Genomic DNA, 16,571 nt, shown 5'->3' with positions numbered 1-16,571 from the left:
CCGGGCGTTATCGAAGGGCGTGAGTGGTTGCGTTCAAGTCGAGTGGAGGAAGTGCATGCTGACGAGGTTCATCATCGCGTCCCTGCTCGCAACCGGCGCTTTCGTCTCCAGCAGCGGGGCAAGCCAGGCCTTCTGGAAGCGCTCGCATTGGGGCGCCTGCAACGAGGCGCCCAACGAGGCCGAGCGCATCAGGCTCAATTGCTGGATCTTCGATCCGGTCCCTGACTTTCCCCCGCTCGGCGTCATCGGCTTCGGCGCCTATGGCGTTTCGCCCTATCCCAAGCGCCCGCCGAGCCCGGGACCGACGGTACGGCGCCTCGGCTGACACCGATAGCAGCCCCAGGCTCCAGAGCCCGTCTCAAAATTTCGACCATTCCCCGGATTATCCTGCAGCGGCTTCCGAGCCAGCGGCGCGAGCGCCGTGGCGTTGATACGCCAAGCGTCTCAGGATATTGGACAATGTGTCGATGAGGGTCGCATGCCGCCACGCTTCAAGGATATCGGGGATCGGCTGAAGGCCTACCGGCTTGGGGCGCAGCTGACGGCCGACGATGTCGGGAAGAAGCTCGGCCTCTCGCGCGCGGCGGTCTACCGGATCGAAGCCGGCGACGTCGTCAAGATCGAGACGCTCGAGAAGCTCGCCGGCATACTCGACACCTCGACGGCTTCGCTGCTCGGCGTCGCCATGGAGTATTACAGCAGCGCGATCGCCTATTTCGAGCGCATGCGGCAGCTCGAGAGCACGGCCGACCAGATCGTCGCGCATTTTCCGCCGTTTTCCTTCCTGCTGACCTCCGACGCCTATTCGGCGCATCTGAAGACGATGCTGTTCGAAGCACAGGTGGCTGACGAAGACGAGGCGAGCGCGGCCAATCGGGACATCGTCGAGATCGTCGACATCCTGACGGAGCGCAAGCGGACCTGGCGCCAGCGCCGCCTCAGCGTCGTCAATTTCATCACGATCCCCGATATCGACCGCTTCCTCCAGCTCGGCGCGATCGGGCGCTTCGGCCTTTCCCCTGATGTGGTCGAGCAGCGCCGCGCAATCGCGCGCGCCGAGGTCGAAAATGTCCTCAAGATCCTCCTGGAGGAGCCGATGGGCATCCAGATCGCGGTCGTCGAGGAACCGCTGCCGAACATCACCTTCCAGCTGTTCAGGAGCGCCGAGGCGACCTCGCTGGCGCTCAGCCCGTTCCGTCTCGGCGGCGAGTTGCCGAATATCAGCGCTGGCGTCGCCATGCTGACCGCCGCCGAGGAGCCCGTGCGGCTCTATGAGAAGATCGCCGACGATCTCTGGAAGAAGGCCCATAAGGGCGTCCGCGCCGCCGAGGCCCTGCAGGCGGCGCTGGACAGGTCCGGCGTGAGGCGAAAACCCGTCCGCAAGGCGTCGTGACGAAGCTCTATCGCTTTGGCCTGGCTAGACGAGTTCCGCCTGGCCGATCTCGTTGAGGAGCGCGAGATGCTCGGCCGGGCCGATGGCGCCGGGGGCGATCGCCTTTTCGAGAAGCGCGCTGAGCTGGCCGAGCGCCCGTTCGGCCACGTCGACCGACAGGGGCTCGCCGTCATAGGCCTCGGCAAAGCGCCCGGCGAGATCGGCGAGCAGGCGCAGCAGCGCCGCGTGCTCCGGCTCGGAGGCGCGCAGATCGAGCGCCCGGTTCTGGAATTCGAGATAGGTCCTGATGCCGCCCTTCTGCAGCAGGAGCCAGTTCAGCAATTCGTTCATCACGCTTCTCCGCAAAACCGCGTCAGGTCTGATCGCGATCGATGTCCTGCCGCGCCAGGTTTGCCTCAGCTCAGCGGCGTGAGGCTGGTACGGCCGCCATGGCGCGCCGACCACGCCACCGGGTCGGCCAGGAAGCGCTCGACCTCGGCCCGGTCTTCCGCGGCAAGCTGCCGGCTGGCCTCGGCGCCCAGCATATCCGCCCATGTCGCGAGCGCGTGCAGGGTCAATCCGACCTCCGACAGACGGGCGGCCGCGCCCGGAAAGACATCGTGATAGAAGATCGTCAGGACATGCTCGACATTCGCCCCGGCCGCGCGCAGGCCTCGCGCGAAATTGAGCTTGCTGCCGCCATCGGTGGTCAGGTCGTCCATCAGCAGGACCCGCATGCCGTCGACCGATCCACCTTCGACCTGGGCATTGCGGCCGATCCCGAGCGGGCGCTTGCGGACGTAGCGCAGCTTGAGCCCGGCCCGATCCGCGAGCCAGGCCGCAAAGGGAATGCCGGCCGTTTCCGCCCCCGCGATCGCATCGAAGCGTCCCGCGGGAAAATTCGCCTCGACATAGGCGAGCGCGAGATCGGTCACGGCCTTGCGCGGGCCCGGCTCGCCCAGCAGCAGGCGGACATCGACGTAGACCGGGCTCGCCCAGCCGGCGGCGAGGATGAAGGGCTGGTTGCGGCTGACCTGGACCGCGCCCGCCTGGAACAGCAGCTGTGCGACCTGCCTGCCGGTTTCGCTCTTCGTCATCGGCCCGCCTCTCCTGTCATTGCGCGGCGTCCCTGATGGCAGCTCGCATCACCGCAATGCCAGCGAGAAAATCGTCGATCTCCATCGCCTCCTTCGGATTATGCGAGCCGTGCTCGTTGCGGACGAAGATCATGGCGCTGGGGATGCCGGCATTGGCGAAGACCGCGGCGTCATGGCCGGCGCCGCTCGGAATCTCCTCGTCGGGAAGGCCGAGGCCGCGGGCCGCCGCCTTCAGGCGCGTGACCCAGCCGGCATCCATGGTCGCGGATGTGGATTCGAGCCGGCGATCGAGCTTGAACGAGACGCCGCGCTCCTCGCCGATCAAGGCGCATTCCGACAGGAAGAGATCGTAGAAGGCCTCCAGCGTCTCGGTGTTCTGGCTGCGCACCTCGAAGCTGAAGCGGACCGTGCCCGGAATCCGGGCGATGGCATGTTCCTGCGGATCGGTGCCGAAGACGCCGGAGGTCACGACGACATCGCGCCCGCGCTCAAGCAGCGTACGCCAATGACGATCGAGATGGGTGATCAGCTCGGCCGTGGCGAAGACCGCGTCGCGCCTGAGCCAGCGCGGCACGGCGCCGGAATGGCCGGCCTCGCCGCTGCATTCGACAGCGCGATGGCGGATATTGCCGCGAATGCCGGTGACGATGCCGACCGGCAGGTTGCGGGCGACGAGCACCGGCCCCTGCTCGATATGGAGCTCGACCCAGGCGGCGACGCGCGCGGCATCGAGCAGCGGCTCAGCTCTTTCGACGCGGTCGACGGCGACGCCGACATCGCGCATGCATTCGGCGAGCGTACGGCCGGACTGCGCGTCCTTGACCGCGAGATCAGCCGGCGTCAGCCCCCCGAAAAGCGCGCTCGACCCGAGATAGGCCTTGCCGAAACGCGCGCTTTCCTCGCCACGCAGGGCATAGAGCTTGAGCGTGCGGCGCGGCCTGAACCCTTCCGCCTTGAAGCCTGCGAGGATCGCCAGCCCGGCGATGACGCCGGCAGCGCCGTCGAAATTGCCGCCCTGCGGCACGGAATCGAGATGCGAGCCGCAGGCCAGGAACGGCAGCTCGGGCTCGCTGCCCTCAAGGGTCACGACGAGATTGGCGCCGGCATCGCGCTCCGTCTGCAGCCCCAACGCCCTGGCCTTGGCCTCGACGAGGTCGAGAGCTGCGGATTCGCCCGCGCCATAGCTTTCGCGGGTGATGCCGACGCCGTCGCTGGTCTTCGCGCGCAGCGCGTCAAGAAGCTCTTCGGCCAGTTTCCGATCAGCGCTTTCTTCGGGGAAGGCGGCGCGCTTCTCTGCGAGAGCAGCCATCATGATACGGGATCCAGCCAGGCGAGGTCCGGCTCGTCGGCCTCCTCGATGACGACGCCACCGATGAGGTCGGTCACGCGTGAAATCTCGCGATGCCGGCAGAAGGTTTCGAGATCGTCGATGATCGTCGTCATCGCCGCCGGCTGGAGGAAGGTCGCCGTGCCGACCTGCACCGCGCTCGCGCCGGCAAGCATGTATTCGACCGCATCATCGGCCGTGGAGATGCCGCCGCAGCCGATCACCGGGATCTTCACCGCCTTGGCGCATTGGAAGACCTGCCGCAGCACGATCGGCTTGATCGCCGGGCCGGACAGCCCGCCCATGATGTTGCCGAGGCAGGGCTTGAAGCTCTTCAGGTCGATCGCCATCGACAGGATGGTGTTGGCGACGACGACCGCATCGGCGCCGGCCGCCTCGGCCGCGCGGGCGACCTCCGGCACGTCGCCGGTATTCGGCGTCAGCTTCACCCAGAGCGGCAGGTCGGTGGCGGCCCGCAATTGCCGGGTGACGTTCTCGGTCGACTCGGCCCGCATGGCGAAGGCCTTGCCGTCCTCCTCGATATTCGGACACGAGATATTGGCCTCGATCGCGGCGATACCGGGGATCGAGAGTTCCGCCGCAAGGCTGGCGAAGCCCTCCGCCGTCGGGGCGGAAATGCTGACCACGAGCGGCGTGTCATAGGGCGCGTAATGCGGCATCGTTTTCTCAACGAAATAGGGCACGCCCTTGGAGGGGATGCCGATCGCATTGATCAGGCTGCCCGGCCGCTCGACGACGCGCGGCAGCGGATTGCCGGCGCGCAGCTCGCGCGTGATCGTCTTGGTGACGAAGGCGCCGAGCCGGTTGAAGTCCATCACCCTCTCCAGCCCTTCGGCGAAGGTGCCGGAGGCCGGCATGACGGGATTCCGCAGCCTGAGCCCGCCAATGCTGACGGAGAGGTCGACATCGGCGCTCATGGCAGCGCCTCCATCAGGTCGAAGACCGGGCCGTCCCAGCAGACGCGGCGGCTGACGATCTCGCCATCGACGTTGAAATCGCGCACGCAGCAATAGCAAAGCCCGATTCCGCAGGCCATCTGCTGCTCCATCGCGACCTGGCCGGGCAGGCCGAACTCGCGCGCCAGCCGCTGCTGGACGCGCATGAGACGGCTCGAGCCGCAGGTGAAGAAGGCGTCGCAACGGCCATCGGCGATCAGCCGGCGCAGGATGCGCTCGACATTGGCGGGCCCGCTGCTCGCCTCCGCATCGGTGACGGCGACGACATCGGCGCCCTGGCTTTGGAACAGCTCGACGGAGACCAGCAGGTCGGGCCGTCGCGCGCTGAGGACGGCAGTGATGTGGGTGCCATTCGCCTTCGCGGCCCTGGCGAGCGGAGCGAGCGTCGCGAGTCCCGCTCCGCGCGCGACCACGACGATGTTGCGCCAGGCCGGATCGAGCGTGAAGCCGGTGCCGAGCGGCCCCATGATGTCGAGCCTGTCGCCGATTTTCAGCGTATCGAGGCCGCGCGTGCCGGCGCCCGTGACCTTGTACAGGAACTCGACCTGCCGTCGGTCCGGATCGGCGCCGTAGAGGCTCATCGGGCGACGCAGGAAAGGTTGCTCTCCGAGCGGATGCGGACAGAGCAACTGGAAGAACTGCCCCGGCAGGGCCGCAGCCGCCTCCGGGCCACAGCCCAGGACGAGGTGCCGGTATTCGCTGTTGACCGCCTCGTGGGAGACGACCTCGGCGAGTTCCGCCACGACGCTCGCCTTCCAGGGGGTGCAGGAGGCGGCAGCCTCCGCGCCCCCGACCGGAATGGCGGCTATGCCTGCATGGTCGAGATGGATCGACATGGGATGCTCCCGCGGTTCAGGCGAGTTCGGCTCCACGGCGCTCGGGGATCAGCAACCACATGGCGATGATGTCGAGCACATAGAGCGCTGCCAGCAGGCCGATCGCGACCTCGAAGCTGTAGGCCACGGCGATCGCACCGACCACGACCGGGCCGAAGCCGCCGACGCCGCGCCCGATATTGAACAGGACGTTCTGGGCGGTGGCGCGCGCGGTGGTGGGGAAGAGCTCGCTGATCAGCGCGCCGTAGCCGCCGATCATGCCGTTGACGAAGAAGCCCATCACCGCACCGGCAATGAGGAGCTGGAACGGATCGGTCAGCCGCGAATAGACCACGACCATCACGGCGGCGCCGAACATATAGGCGAAGAAGGTGGGGCGGCGGCCGATGCGGTCGGCGATATGGCCGAAAACGAAGATGCCCAGCGCCATGCCGGCGATGGTGACTGACGTCCAGACCGCGGATTGGGTCAGGGCGAAGCCGAAGCGGGTCGCCAGATAGTTCGGCAACCAGATCATCACACCGTAATAGCCGAAATTCTGGACCGAGCAGAGGATGACCATGCCGAGGCTGAGCTTGGTCGTCTCCCAGTCCTTGACCAGCAGCCAGAGCGCCGATTCCTTCGGCTTGTCCTTGGTCTTGGCGACGAAGACCTCGGGCTCATGCAGCGAATGACGGATGAAATAGGCGGCGACCGCCGGCAGGATGCCGATGGCGAACATACCGCGCCAGCCGATCGTCGGCAGCAGCATCGGCGTCAGGATCGCGGCCGCCAGCACGCCCAGCTGCCAGCCGAGGCCGACATAGGACGAGGCGCGGGCGCGCTTCGACGTCGGCCAGGCTTCGGCCACCAGCGCCATGCCGATGCCGAATTCGCCACCGAGGCCGAGGCCGGCGATGGTGCGATAGGCCAGCAGATCCCAATAACCCTGCGCCAGCGCGCACATGCCGGTGAAGACAGCGAAAAGAACGATCGTCCAAGTCAGGACGCGAACGCGGCCAAGACGATCCGAGAGCATGCCAAAGCCGATGCCGCCGAGCACGGCGCCAATGAGCGTCGCCGTGACCAGCGATGCGCCCTGGGCCGGGGTCAGTTGCAGATCCGCCGAGATCGCCCTGAGCATGAAGCCCAGGATGAGAAGATCGAAGCCATCCATCGCGTAGCCGATGGCGGAGCCCCAGAGGGCCTTCCTGGCCTTGGCATCGACCTCGTCCGGCGCCGTCACCCGGATCGAGCCAGCAATTGCAGCCTGATTGTCGCTCATGGCGATCCCCTATTCGGCTTCTTGGTCGTGGAGGCTGAAATGCAAAGCGTCCGCGCACGCTCGGAGCGTGCCGCGGCCGGCCTGCCAGTCATCATCGGAGTTTGGGCAGTGCCCCACTTCCCGGGACGCTTCGTGCGCGTCGCTTGGCGGCCCGGTCCCTCGCTACCCGGCCGTGAGAAGTCCGCCGCGGCAAACGGGAACCGATCGCGTGGCGAGACAGTCTGAGTGCCACAGTAAAATCTCAATTGCAACAACAAATATCAATTTTGAGACAGACTGCGAACCAGACGGCGCGGGACCGTGAATAGGGACTGGATAACCGGTTTCAGGACGCAAGAGGGATTGACCTCGACCACCACCGCGCCGAGAAGAGGCCGTTTGCGAACCTCAATGCGATCCGCCCGAGCGCCGAAACCGGCGAACGATGGTGCTCAGCCCTGGAGAATCGACGCCATGCCAAACCTCTACACCCCGGTCGACAGAGCGATCATCGCCCATGAGGCGGCCAAGATGCTGCTGGAGATCAAGGCGGTCCATTTCTACAGCGACAAGCCGTTCTTTTTTACCTCCGGCTGGGCGAGCCCGGTCTATATCGACTGCCGCAAGATCATCTCCTATCCGCGCCTGCGCTCGGCGCTGATCGACTTCGCCGCAGCGACGATCGTTCGCGATATCGGCTACGAGTCGATCGACAATGTCGCGGGCGGCGAGACGGCGGGCATCCCCTTCGCGGCCTGGATCTCCGACCGGCTGATGCTGCCGATGCAATACGTGCGCAAGAAGGCCAAGGGCTTCGGGCGCAACGCGCAGATCGAGGGCGAGGTGGTCGCCGGGGCGCGCACGCTTCTCGTCGAGGATCTCGCCACGGACGGGCGCAGCAAGGTCAATTTCTGCCAGGCCCTGCGCGACGCCGGCGCCAATGTCGACCATTGCTTCGTGCTCTTCTACTACGACATCTTCCCGAAGAGCCGCGAGTTGATGGAAGAGCTCGGCGTCAACCTGCACTATCTCACCACCTGGTGGGATGTGCTGAAGGTCGCCAAGGAGAGCGGGCATTTCGAGCCGAAGATCCTCGCGGAGGTCGAGAACTTCCTGAACGAGCCGGCGAAATGGTCGGCAGCCCATGGCGGCATCTCCGACTTCGGCCAGGCAAAGTCCGCCTGATCCAATGACTGTGCCGGCCAGTCTTACCCTGAACCGGGACAGCGGCATGCTGGCCGACGATCGAGGCCGTGTCCTGGACACGACCTCGATGCAATGGCGTGCGGAAGAGTCCGCCGCCGCCGGCGAACCGGTCAGCCCCGCGCAGGCGCTGCATTGGCTCCAGCGCGAGAGCGGCAGGCCGATGCGGACGCCGGTCGCCGTGATCGGAACACGGGAGCCGACGCCGGCTCAGTCGGACGCCGCCGAGACGATCGGCAGATTGCTGGCGGAGCATGGCGTCACCGTGCTCTGCGGCGGCCGTTCCGGCGTGATGGAGGATGTCTGCCGCGGCGTCGCCGCTGCGGGCGGGCTCTCGATCGGCCTCCTGCCCGACACCGAGCCCGAGGCCGCCAATCGCTATGTCACCGTGCCGATCGCCACCGGCATCGGGGTCGCGCGCAACGCCCTGATCGCCCGCGCCGCGCGTTGTCTCGTCGCGATCGGCGGCGGCTACGGCACGCTCTCCGAAATCGCATTCGCATTGCAGTTCGGGCGACCGGTCTTCACGCTGGAGGGCGCACCATCGGTCAACGGCGCCATGGACTGCGCCGATCCGCGTGAGGCGCTCGATCATGTCGCCCACGCCATTCTCGCCGTGGGCAACTCGCCGGCCGGCCTAGGCTGCACCGCTCTCGGGCAGCCTTCTTCTTGAGCACAGCACCATAGTGACGCGGGGCGACGATCACCCCGACCGCATCGTCCGCGCGCAATCCCCGGCTTCGGCGCCGAGGCAGATGCGCCGCTAAGCCTCGTCAATCCCGCAACTTTTTGGACTCCCTGCAGCAGTGCCTCGCAGGGCACAGCGCGCTCGCTGACGACGCGCCATCGCTGCCTGTTGATTGGGCGGCTACGCTCATAAATTGATCTTGAAATGTATATCTCGTGATATTTATAAATTTTTATGGCTAGAACAGATGTCAGCACCTTGGCCGCCTATGCGCTCGATCGCTTGCGGGCCGACCTCAAAGCGAACCGGTTCGCGCCGGGCGAACGGCTCAGGACCGACGAACTCCAGGCGCTGTACAATGTCGGCCTGAGCCCGCTACGCGAGGCGCTGGTGCGACTGACCGAGATCGGGCTGGTCGCGCAGATCGGCCAGCGCGGCTTCCGCGTCGCCGAGGCCTCGCTCGACGATCTCGCCCATATCCTCGCCGCCCGCCGCTTCTTCGAACATCGCGCCGTGTCGGACTCGCTCGCCCGCGGCGACGACCGCTGGGAGGCCGAGCTCGTGCTGGCCTTCCGCCGCCTGTCCAAGGCCTCGCTCGATCCGGCCGCCAGCGAGGGCAGCTATCATGGCTGGGAGCAATGCCATGCCGAATTCCACAGCGCCCTGGTTTCGGCCTGCGCCAGCGAATGGCTGCTGAAGCAATGGCGCGCCGCCTTCGACCAGGCCGAGCGCTATCGCCGCCTCGTCCCCAAATCGCAGGAATGGTTCCGCAAGCAGGTTCCGGAACACCAGGAATTGCTGGAAGCGGCGCTGGGGCGCGACCTCGATAAGGTCAGCGCCCTGCTGCAGCACCATGTCGGCGTCAGCAGCGAGCTGCTGGGCGATGTCTCGCAGGCCGTCATGCCCTCGGCGAACGCGCCCCAGCCGGGCCGGCCGCGCGCAAGCAAGACCGAACGCAAGATTGTCGATCTTCTGAACCACGGAGCGAAGTCGTGATACGTGCCAAGTTGCCTTTGCTGGGCGCCCTGCTGGGCTGCCTCGTCGCCTTCAGCGCCCCCGCCAGCTTTGCGGCCGAGCGGACCAAGGTCATCCTCTCCGTCGGCAGCATCACGGCGACGAACTGGCCTGGCCTGATCGCCCAGGAAAAGGGCTTCTTCCGTGACGAGGGTCTCGATGTCGAACTGATCCAGGCCGGGCAGAGTTCCAAGGCCGCCCAGCAGGTCATGGCCGGCGTCGCGCAGTTCGGTTCGTCCTCCATGGTCGACGCCTTCCGCGCCATCGACGGCGGCGGCGACCTCGTCATCTTCATGAACAGCCTGGCTCAGGGCATCCATTCGCTCGTCGCCGCCAAGAACATCAAGTCGGTGGCCGATCTGAAGTCGAAGCGGGTCATGGTCGGCGGCCAGAAGGACATCACCGGCCTGTGGTGGTACGCGATGGCGCGCAATTTCAAGCTCGACGGCACCAAGGATGTCGACCTGCTGTTCTCGGGCTCGACCGCCAACCGCACCGCCGCCCTCGCCTCCGGCGGCATCGAAGCGTCGGTGCTCTCCCCGCCGAACAGCTTCCAGCTGATCGACAAGGGCTTCACCGATCTCGGCCCGGTCGCTGGCTATCTCGGCGAGTTCCCGATGATGGTCTACCATGTCAACAAGACCTGGGCGGCCAGCAACAACGACAAGATCGCCGCCTTCATCCGCGCCCATAACCGCGCCGTGACGTTCCTGCTCGATCCCAAGAACAAGGATGAATCCTGCCAGATCCTCGCCAAGGCCTCGGGCTCGTCGGTCGAGGATGCGGCACGCACGCTCGATCTCGCGCTCAAGGTCAACGGCTTCGTCCCGACCGCGATGATCAGCGACGAGACCCTCGAGCGCGTCCGCTCGACCCTGGTCTCGGAGGGCGACCTGAAGGAGCCGGTCAAGCCGATCACCGCCTTCTATGACGTGCGGTTCGCCAAGGCGGCGGAACAGGGCAAGTAATGAGCGCGAAACAGATCGTGGCCGGCCAACCAACGGCCGGCCGTCCGGGCGGAGGCTTGCGGCTGTTTCAGGCCGACTGGCTGGCGCCCGTGGCCTCCATCCTTGGTGGGCTGCTGCTCTGGGAGCTCTTCGCCCGCTTCATCATCCGCAACCCGCTCTTCCTGGCCGCACCGTCGGATGTCGCGGTGCAGATCGCCGAACTTCTCGGAACCGGCGAGCTCCAGAAACACATGGCGGTCAGCGGCGCCGAATTCGCCATCGGGCTGGTGCTGTCGATCGTGATCGGCATCGGCATGGGCTTCGTCCTCGCCTCGAGCTCGATCGCGCGGAAAGTCGCCGGCCCCTGGATCGCCTGCCTCTACGCCACGCCGACCATCGCCGTCGCGCCGCTGATCATCCTGTGGTTCGGCATCGATATCTGGTCGAAGGTCATCGTCGTCGTCGTCAACGCGGTATTCCCCGTCATCATCAACACCGAGGCCGGCCTGCGCGCGACCGACCGCAAGCTGCTGGAAACGGTGGAATGCCTCGGCGCGTCGAAGGTCCAGCTGTTCTGGAACGTGATGTTCCCCTCGGCGATCCCCTACATCCTCGCCGGCGTGCGCCTCGCCGTCGGCAGGGCGATCGTCTCCGTCGTGGTGGGTGAGTTGTTCGGCGCCCGCGCCGGCCTCGGCTTCATGCTGGCGCAGGCCTCCGAGGTCTTCAACATGCCGCGCCTCTTCGCCGCCGTCGTCGTCCTGGCCTTCGCCGGTCTCGTCCTGACGACGCTCGCGCAGATGCTCGAGCGCGCCCTGCAGCCCTGGAACCGGGTGTGACCATGTCGGGATTGATCATCGATCAAGTCAGCAAGCGCTTCGGCGCGCTGGAGGCGCTGCGTTCGATCTCCGTCGACGTCGCGCCGGGCGAATTTGTCTCGATCGTCGGCCCCTCCGGATGCGGCAAGACCACGCTGATGCGCGTCATCGCCGGGCTGGAGAAGCCGGATTCCGGCAGCGTCTCCGTCAACGGCAAGCGCGTGACCGGGCCCGGCATCGACCGCGGCTTCGTCTTCCAGGCGGATTCCCTGCTGCCCTGGAAGACGATCTGGGAGAATGCCGTGCTCGGGCTCAAGCTCAACGGCAAGCTCGACGCGGAGGCGACGGAGCGGACGCGCAAGCTGCTGAAGCTGACGGGCCTGACCGGCTTCGAGAATTTCTGGCCGGGCCAGCTCTCCGGCGGCATGCGCCAGCGCGTCAACCTCGCCCGGGCGCTCGCGCTCGATCCGGCCGTGCTGCTGATGGACGAGCCCTTCTCCGCGCTCGACGCGCAGACCCGCGAGATCATGCAGGCGGAGCTGCTCAAGATCTGGGAGGTCGGCCGCAAGACCGTGCTCTTCATCACCCACCAGATCGACGAGGCAATCTTCCTCGCCGACAAGGTCGTCGTGCTCGGCCGCCGCCCCGGCCGGGTCAAGGAGGTGATCCCGATCGAATTCGACCGCCCGCGCGAGCTGCGGCTGAAGCGGGATCCGAAATTCGTCGAGCTGGTCGACCATATCTGGTCGCTGATCGAGGGCGATGTCCGCGACAGCGTCAGCGAGGATGCCGCCGCCAGCGCCGCCTAGGCTCGCCCCGCGTCTCTACCATTTAGGCCATGTCCTGGCCCCCGATCGACGCGCGACAGCCGGACGAGAACCGTCCGGCTTCTGCACCATCCGGGGCGAGGCCCTTCAATCCGCCTGGAGTTCACAGCTTTGCTTTCGACATCCATCAACGTGATCGACGATGTGACCGTGCGATCGCTCGTCACGCATCGTGACGCGATCGAGGTCATCCGCTCCGTCTACGCCGACTATGGCCGCGTCGGCACGGTGCTCTCCAATCCGCCGGCGATGCTGATGGCACCGCTCGCAGCGGAGAGTGCCGCCTTCAAGGTCAAGGGCGCCCATGTGCCCAGCCAGGGCATCAGCGGCTTCCGGCTGATCGCCGACCGCATGATCGACGGCCGCGAGTCGACCATCGATCTCTGCTGGGTCGCTGATTCCGTGACGGGCAAGGTGCTCGGCGTCATCGACGAGACCTGGCTGCACCGCGTGCGCACCGCCATGACCGGCGTCGTCGCCATGACCTATCTCGCGCGCCCCAAGAGCCGCATCGCGACGATCATCGGCGCGGGCCAGATCTCGAACGAGCTGCCGGCCGGCCTCGCGCAGGCCTTCGATCTCGACGAGATCCGCATTGTCTCACGCCGGATCGAGACGGCCCAGGCGCTGGCAGAGCGCAATGCCGGCGCCTGCCCGATCCGCGCCCTCGCCTCGATCGACGAGGCGATCGAGGGCGCCGATATCGTGATCACCTGCAGCTCGTCGGAGAGCCCGCTGGTCCATGCCGCGCAGCTGCGGCCGGGCATGACGCTGTGCAGCCTCGGCGGCGGCCCGGAGCTCGCGTCGGATATCGTGGAGCGCGCCGACCTGCTCGTGGTCGACGATTTCGCCTATGCCTGCACGATCGGTTCCGTGCATGGCTGGATCGAGGCCGGCATCGCACCAGACCAACTGCGCGGGCGGATCAGCGCCAATATCGGCGAGATCGCCGCCGATCCCGCGCGCATCCGGCGCAACGAGAGCGATGTCGTCGTCGCGGTGATCCAGGGCATGGCCTGCTGCGACCTCGCACTGGCCGGCCTCGTTCTGGACCGCGCCTCGGGACGCCGCTCGGCGGCCTGAGCGCGGCTTACAGCCCGTGCTGCCAGAGAATCGAGCACAGGCAGGAGCCATCCGGCCCCTGATGCTCCGCTCCCCCGCTGATGAAGGTGTCGCTGGCGCCGAAGATCGCCGCCACGAAGCCGCTCGCCGCCGCCCGCAGCTGCTTGTCTGCGGGCAGCTCGCTGCTCAGCACCGTGGTCCGGCGCCCGCGCAGCCGGCCATCGGCGGGGATGCCCGCCTTGAAGAAGACCAGCCGCGGCTCGAAGCCCGCGGGTCTCTCGATCCGCTTGAGCGCATCGACATCGAGCAGGTCCCTCAGCACGACCTGCGTCACCAGCCAATCGCGATCCCCGCCCTTGCGCCGGCCGAAGACGATGGCCTCGACGCAATCGGTCTCCGTGCCGGAAAACGCCATCGTGCGCGAGGCGAAGGCCGGCACCGACAGCACCGGATCCTCCGGCAGCGACGCCAGATCGCATTCGCCGAGGGCGACCGCCACGCCGAGCGCGGCCGAACCGCGCGACGCCCCGGTCGAGCGCGCATGTTGCCCGCCAATCCCGTCCGTGCCCTGGCGGATCGGCGACTTGACGAAGACGAGATCGACATCCTGCGGGGCGATGCCGCCATTTGCCATCGCCTGGCGCACGCAATCTGCGGCGATCGCCACATGCGAGCGCGTGCAGCGCTCGGCATCCGCCACGGCGGCTGAGCGCGCCGCGCCGACGGCCATCCCGGGTTCCGCCGCCTCTGTCCCCTGCCCCACCACGCCAGTATCGGCGATCGCGATGCAGACCGGAGTCGCAATGCCCTCGCAACCGGTCGAGAAGATGCGCCAGCTGCGTTCCAGCAGCTCCGCGCCGCCCGCCTGTTCGATGACGCGCGCGGCCTCCTCATGGGCCTCATGGCGCGAGCGGTCCTCGAGGCTCGCCGGGCCCTCGGTCTTGCCCAGGACGGCCAGCATGCGGATGGCAGCGGGGTCCACGGCCTGGAGGACCTGGCGGAGCGCCTGCACGTCGCGCGGTGCTTCGCTCTGGTTCAGGTGGATATGCAGGGCCATGGCAGTCATCCCGTCAGTCGCAGTCGATCCGGCAATTGCCGCCGGACCATCTGTTCATCTCCGACGAATGACGATTCGATACAACCACGATCTCCCATCATCGCGGATCGGCTCGCCCAGAGGGGGTCGCCAGCAATTCAATTGTATCTCACTGGTTACTTACTTAATTGACGGGATGAAGGCCCCACGCTAGCTTCCTGCAAAAGACCAGACGCATTGGAGGAGGCAATAATGTCCAAGTGGAAGATCGCGCTTTCGGCAGCCGCGCTGCTGGCGCTCGGCAGCGTGCAGGCTGTGGCGCAACAGGGCTTTCCGAACCGCTACATCACCATGATCGTGCCGTTCGCGGCCGGGGGGCCGACGGATATCGTCGGACGCATCGTCGCGGAGCATATGTCGCGCACGCTCGGGCAGCAGGTCGTGATCGAGAATGTCGCCGGCGCGGCCGGGACCACCGGCGCCGGGCGCGTCGCCAAGGCGGCGCCCGATGGCCATACCATCCTGGTCGGCCCGATGAGCACGATGAGCTTCACGCCCGCGCTCTATCCGAAGCTCGCCTTCAACCCGCTGACCGATTTCGAGCCGATCGGCATCGCCGCCTCAGCGCCGATCATGCTCGTCTCCAATAATTCGGTGCCGGCGACCAAGCTCTCCGAATTCACCGACTACATGAAGGCGAATGCCGCCAAGCTGACCAATGGCAATGCCGGCGTCGGCTCGACCTCGCATCTCGCCTGCCTGCTGCTCAACAACCGCGCCGGCGTCTCGGTCACGCTCGTGCCCTATCGCGGCACCGGGCCGGCGCTGCAGGATGTCGTCTCCGGACAGGTCGGCTATCTCTGCGACCAGGTGACGAGCCTGATGTCGCAGGTGAAGGCCAATGCGGTCAGGCCACTTGCCGTGCTCGCCCCGACGCGCTCCCCCGTCCTGCCGGATGTGCCGACCGCGACCGAGGCCGGTATGAGCGGCATCGACATGGTCGTCTGGAACGCCCTGTTCGCGCCTAAGGGGACGCCGCCCGAGGTGGTCGAGAAGCTGAATGCCGCCCTGCTCAAGGCAATCACCGATCCGGCCTCGCGTGAAAAATTCCTGCAGCTCGGCGCCGAGCCGCCGCCGGAGAACCAGCGCTCGCCGCAGGCGCTGCGCGAGGTCCATGCCGCCGATGTGGCGAAATGGGGCGAGGTCATCCGCTCGGCCAATGTCACGATCGAATGACGGCGGCGCTTGTCGCGAGCCGGCTTTCTTGTCACATGGCTCAGGAGATCATGAACCTGGGTCATGTGGCGCGTGCGCAAGAAGGATGCAAATAAGGTGACAGCGGCAGACGAGGCCTCCGAGAAGCCGGTTCGTCGTCGCAACAGCGTGGCGACCCGCGCTCGCATCCTGCACATCGCCACCCGCGAATTCGCCAGCAAGGGCTATGAGGGCGCGGGGACGGACGAGATCGCGGATCGCGCCTCGATCAACAAGCGCATGATCTACCATTATTTCTCGTCGAAGGAGCTGCTCTATCTGGCGGTCCTGGAGAATGCCTATCTCAAGGCCCGCGCCGCCGAGGAAAAGCTCGCGCTCGACAACATGGAGCCGCTGAAGGCGCTGCAGAGCTTCGTCGAATTCACCTTCGATTCCTTCGTGCGCGACCGGACCTTCATCAACCTGCTGGCGACGGAAAACCGCCAGAAGGCCAAGGTCCTGAAGAAATCGAGCCTGGTCACCAGCCTCAACTCGGCGATCATCCAGGCGATGGGGCGCATCCTGGAGCGTGGCGAGGCGGCGGGCGTCGTCCGTCCAGGCCTCGACCCGCTGCAGCTTTGGATCACGCTGGTCGGGATCTGCTACTTCTTCTTCTCGAACATCTACACGCTCTCGGTGATCCTCGAGACCGAGTTCGACCGGCCGGAGGTCCTCGCGGCCCGGCGCGCCCATGTCGTCGATTTCGTCATGAGCGCGGTGCGGCCTTAAGCGGCGCGCCGCAACGACCAGCCTCCCCGTCATTGCGAGCGAAGCGAAACAATCCTGTATGTTGTGAGTTGCTCCGGGTCGTCCGGGGCCAGGCGGATGGGGCGCGTAAGCAATCCCGGCTCATCGCCGCCCTCTGGCTGGCGC

General features: G+C 66.6%; 18 protein-coding genes. 11 read left to right on the top strand and 7 right to left on the bottom strand.

Annotated features, from left to right (window positions below; all coding sequences use genetic code 11):
* Nucleotides 1-55: 55 nt before the first annotated feature.
* Both EV560_RS31070 and EV560_RS31065 read left to right on the top strand, forming a co-directional pair.
* Nucleotides 56-325 carry a hypothetical protein gene (locus tag EV560_RS31070; protein ID WP_131859735.1) on the top strand — a complete coding sequence of 90 codons (270 nt, stop codon included), beginning with the start codon at nucleotides 56-58 and terminating at the stop codon, nucleotides 323-325.
* A 153-nt stretch (nucleotides 326-478) separates the two neighbouring features.
* Nucleotides 479-1,393 carry a helix-turn-helix domain-containing protein gene (locus tag EV560_RS31065; protein ID WP_131859734.1) on the top strand — a complete coding sequence of 305 codons (915 nt, stop codon included), beginning with the start codon at nucleotides 479-481 and terminating at the stop codon, nucleotides 1,391-1,393.
* Between the two features lie 24 nt (nucleotides 1,394-1,417).
* On the opposite strand, the gene EV560_RS31060 is transcribed toward EV560_RS31065, so the two are convergent.
* From EV560_RS31060 to EV560_RS31035, 6 genes are all read right to left on the bottom strand, one after another.
* Nucleotides 1,418-1,723 carry a hypothetical protein gene (locus EV560_RS31060; RefSeq protein WP_131859733.1) on the bottom strand — a complete coding sequence of 102 codons (306 nt, stop codon included), beginning with the start codon at nucleotides 1,721-1,723 and terminating at the stop codon, nucleotides 1,418-1,420.
* A gap of 65 nt (nucleotides 1,724-1,788) precedes the next feature.
* Nucleotides 1,789-2,469, bottom strand: coding sequence for an orotate phosphoribosyltransferase (locus tag EV560_RS31055; RefSeq protein ID WP_131859732.1), 681 nt, complete (start codon nucleotides 2,467-2,469; stop codon nucleotides 1,789-1,791).
* 16 nt (nucleotides 2,470-2,485) lie between these two features.
* Nucleotides 2,486-3,778 (bottom strand): Zn-dependent hydrolase, encoded by a 1,293-nt coding sequence (locus EV560_RS31050; RefSeq protein WP_131859731.1) that lies wholly within the window; start codon nucleotides 3,776-3,778, stop codon nucleotides 2,486-2,488.
* The gene (locus EV560_RS31045) at nucleotides 3,778-4,734 is read right to left on the bottom strand and encodes a dihydroorotate dehydrogenase (protein WP_131859730.1); all 957 of its coding nucleotides are present in this window, start codon (nucleotides 4,732-4,734) and stop codon (nucleotides 3,778-3,780) included. The genes EV560_RS31050 and EV560_RS31045 overlap by 1 nt, the downstream gene beginning before the upstream one ends.
* On the bottom strand, nucleotides 4,731-5,609 hold the full coding sequence (locus tag EV560_RS31040; protein WP_131859729.1) for a dihydroorotate dehydrogenase electron transfer subunit: 879 nt from the start codon (nucleotides 5,607-5,609) through the stop codon (nucleotides 4,731-4,733). Before EV560_RS31040 ends, EV560_RS31045 begins: the two co-directional genes overlap by 4 nt.
* A 16-nt stretch (nucleotides 5,610-5,625) precedes the next feature.
* Nucleotides 5,626-6,873: an MFS transporter gene (locus EV560_RS31035; RefSeq protein WP_248312292.1), complete on the bottom strand. Its 1,248-nt coding sequence runs from the start codon at nucleotides 6,871-6,873 to the stop codon at nucleotides 5,626-5,628.
* Between the two features lie 453 nt (nucleotides 6,874-7,326).
* On the opposite strand from EV560_RS31035, the gene EV560_RS31030 reads away from it, so the two are divergent.
* The 7 genes from EV560_RS31030 (at nucleotide 7,327) to EV560_RS31000 (ending at nucleotide 13,429) form a co-directional block, all read left to right on the top strand.
* On the top strand, nucleotides 7,327-8,037 hold the full coding sequence (locus EV560_RS31030; RefSeq protein ID WP_131859728.1) for an orotate phosphoribosyltransferase: 711 nt from the start codon (nucleotides 7,327-7,329) through the stop codon (nucleotides 8,035-8,037).
* A gap of 46 nt (nucleotides 8,038-8,083) precedes the next feature.
* Complete coding sequence (locus EV560_RS31025; RefSeq protein ID WP_165923721.1) at nucleotides 8,084-8,728, top strand: TIGR00725 family protein; 645 nt, start codon at nucleotides 8,084-8,086, stop codon at nucleotides 8,726-8,728.
* A 249-nt stretch (nucleotides 8,729-8,977) separates the two neighbouring features.
* Nucleotides 8,978-9,739 (top strand): GntR family transcriptional regulator, encoded by a 762-nt coding sequence (locus tag EV560_RS31020; protein WP_131859726.1) that lies wholly within the window; start codon nucleotides 8,978-8,980, stop codon nucleotides 9,737-9,739.
* On the top strand, nucleotides 9,736-10,725 hold the full coding sequence (locus EV560_RS31015) for an ABC transporter substrate-binding protein (protein ID WP_131859725.1): 990 nt from the start codon (nucleotides 9,736-9,738) through the stop codon (nucleotides 10,723-10,725). Before EV560_RS31020 ends, EV560_RS31015 begins: the two co-directional genes overlap by 4 nt.
* The gene (locus EV560_RS31010; RefSeq protein WP_131859724.1) at nucleotides 10,725-11,540 is read left to right on the top strand and encodes an ABC transporter permease; all 816 of its coding nucleotides are present in this window, start codon (nucleotides 10,725-10,727) and stop codon (nucleotides 11,538-11,540) included. Before EV560_RS31015 ends, EV560_RS31010 begins: the two co-directional genes overlap by 1 nt.
* 2 nt (nucleotides 11,541-11,542) lie before the next feature.
* Nucleotides 11,543-12,328, top strand: a complete 786-nt coding sequence (locus tag EV560_RS31005) for an ABC transporter ATP-binding protein (protein ID WP_131859723.1) — start codon at nucleotides 11,543-11,545, stop codon at nucleotides 12,326-12,328.
* A gap of 129 nt (nucleotides 12,329-12,457) precedes the next feature.
* Nucleotides 12,458-13,429, top strand: a complete 972-nt coding sequence (locus tag EV560_RS31000) for an NAD(P)-binding domain-containing protein (RefSeq protein ID WP_165923720.1) — start codon at nucleotides 12,458-12,460, stop codon at nucleotides 13,427-13,429.
* Between the two features lie 7 nt (nucleotides 13,430-13,436).
* Here EV560_RS31000 and EV560_RS30995 read toward each other — a convergent pair whose 3' ends face one another.
* Complete coding sequence (locus tag EV560_RS30995; RefSeq protein ID WP_165923719.1) at nucleotides 13,437-14,465, bottom strand: ring-opening amidohydrolase; 1,029 nt, start codon at nucleotides 14,463-14,465, stop codon at nucleotides 13,437-13,439.
* Between the two features lie 231 nt (nucleotides 14,466-14,696).
* Between EV560_RS30995 and EV560_RS30990 the strand changes: the two genes are divergently transcribed.
* Both EV560_RS30990 and EV560_RS30985 read left to right on the top strand, forming a co-directional pair.
* The gene (locus EV560_RS30990; RefSeq protein WP_131859720.1) at nucleotides 14,697-15,680 is read left to right on the top strand and encodes a Bug family tripartite tricarboxylate transporter substrate binding protein; all 984 of its coding nucleotides are present in this window, start codon (nucleotides 14,697-14,699) and stop codon (nucleotides 15,678-15,680) included.
* Nucleotides 15,681-15,776: 96 nt separating this feature from the next.
* Nucleotides 15,777-16,427, top strand: coding sequence for a TetR/AcrR family transcriptional regulator (locus tag EV560_RS30985; RefSeq protein ID WP_248312291.1), 651 nt, complete (start codon nucleotides 15,777-15,779; stop codon nucleotides 16,425-16,427).
* The last annotated feature ends 144 nt before the right edge of the window (nucleotides 16,428-16,571 follow it).

The organism is Allobosea sp. BK604, from assembly GCF_004341515.1.
Classification (GTDB): Bacteria; Pseudomonadota; Alphaproteobacteria; order Rhizobiales; family Beijerinckiaceae; genus Allobosea.
The sequence above is the reverse complement of the archived record's forward strand: the minus strand, read 5'-3'. Positions and strand labels throughout refer to the sequence as shown.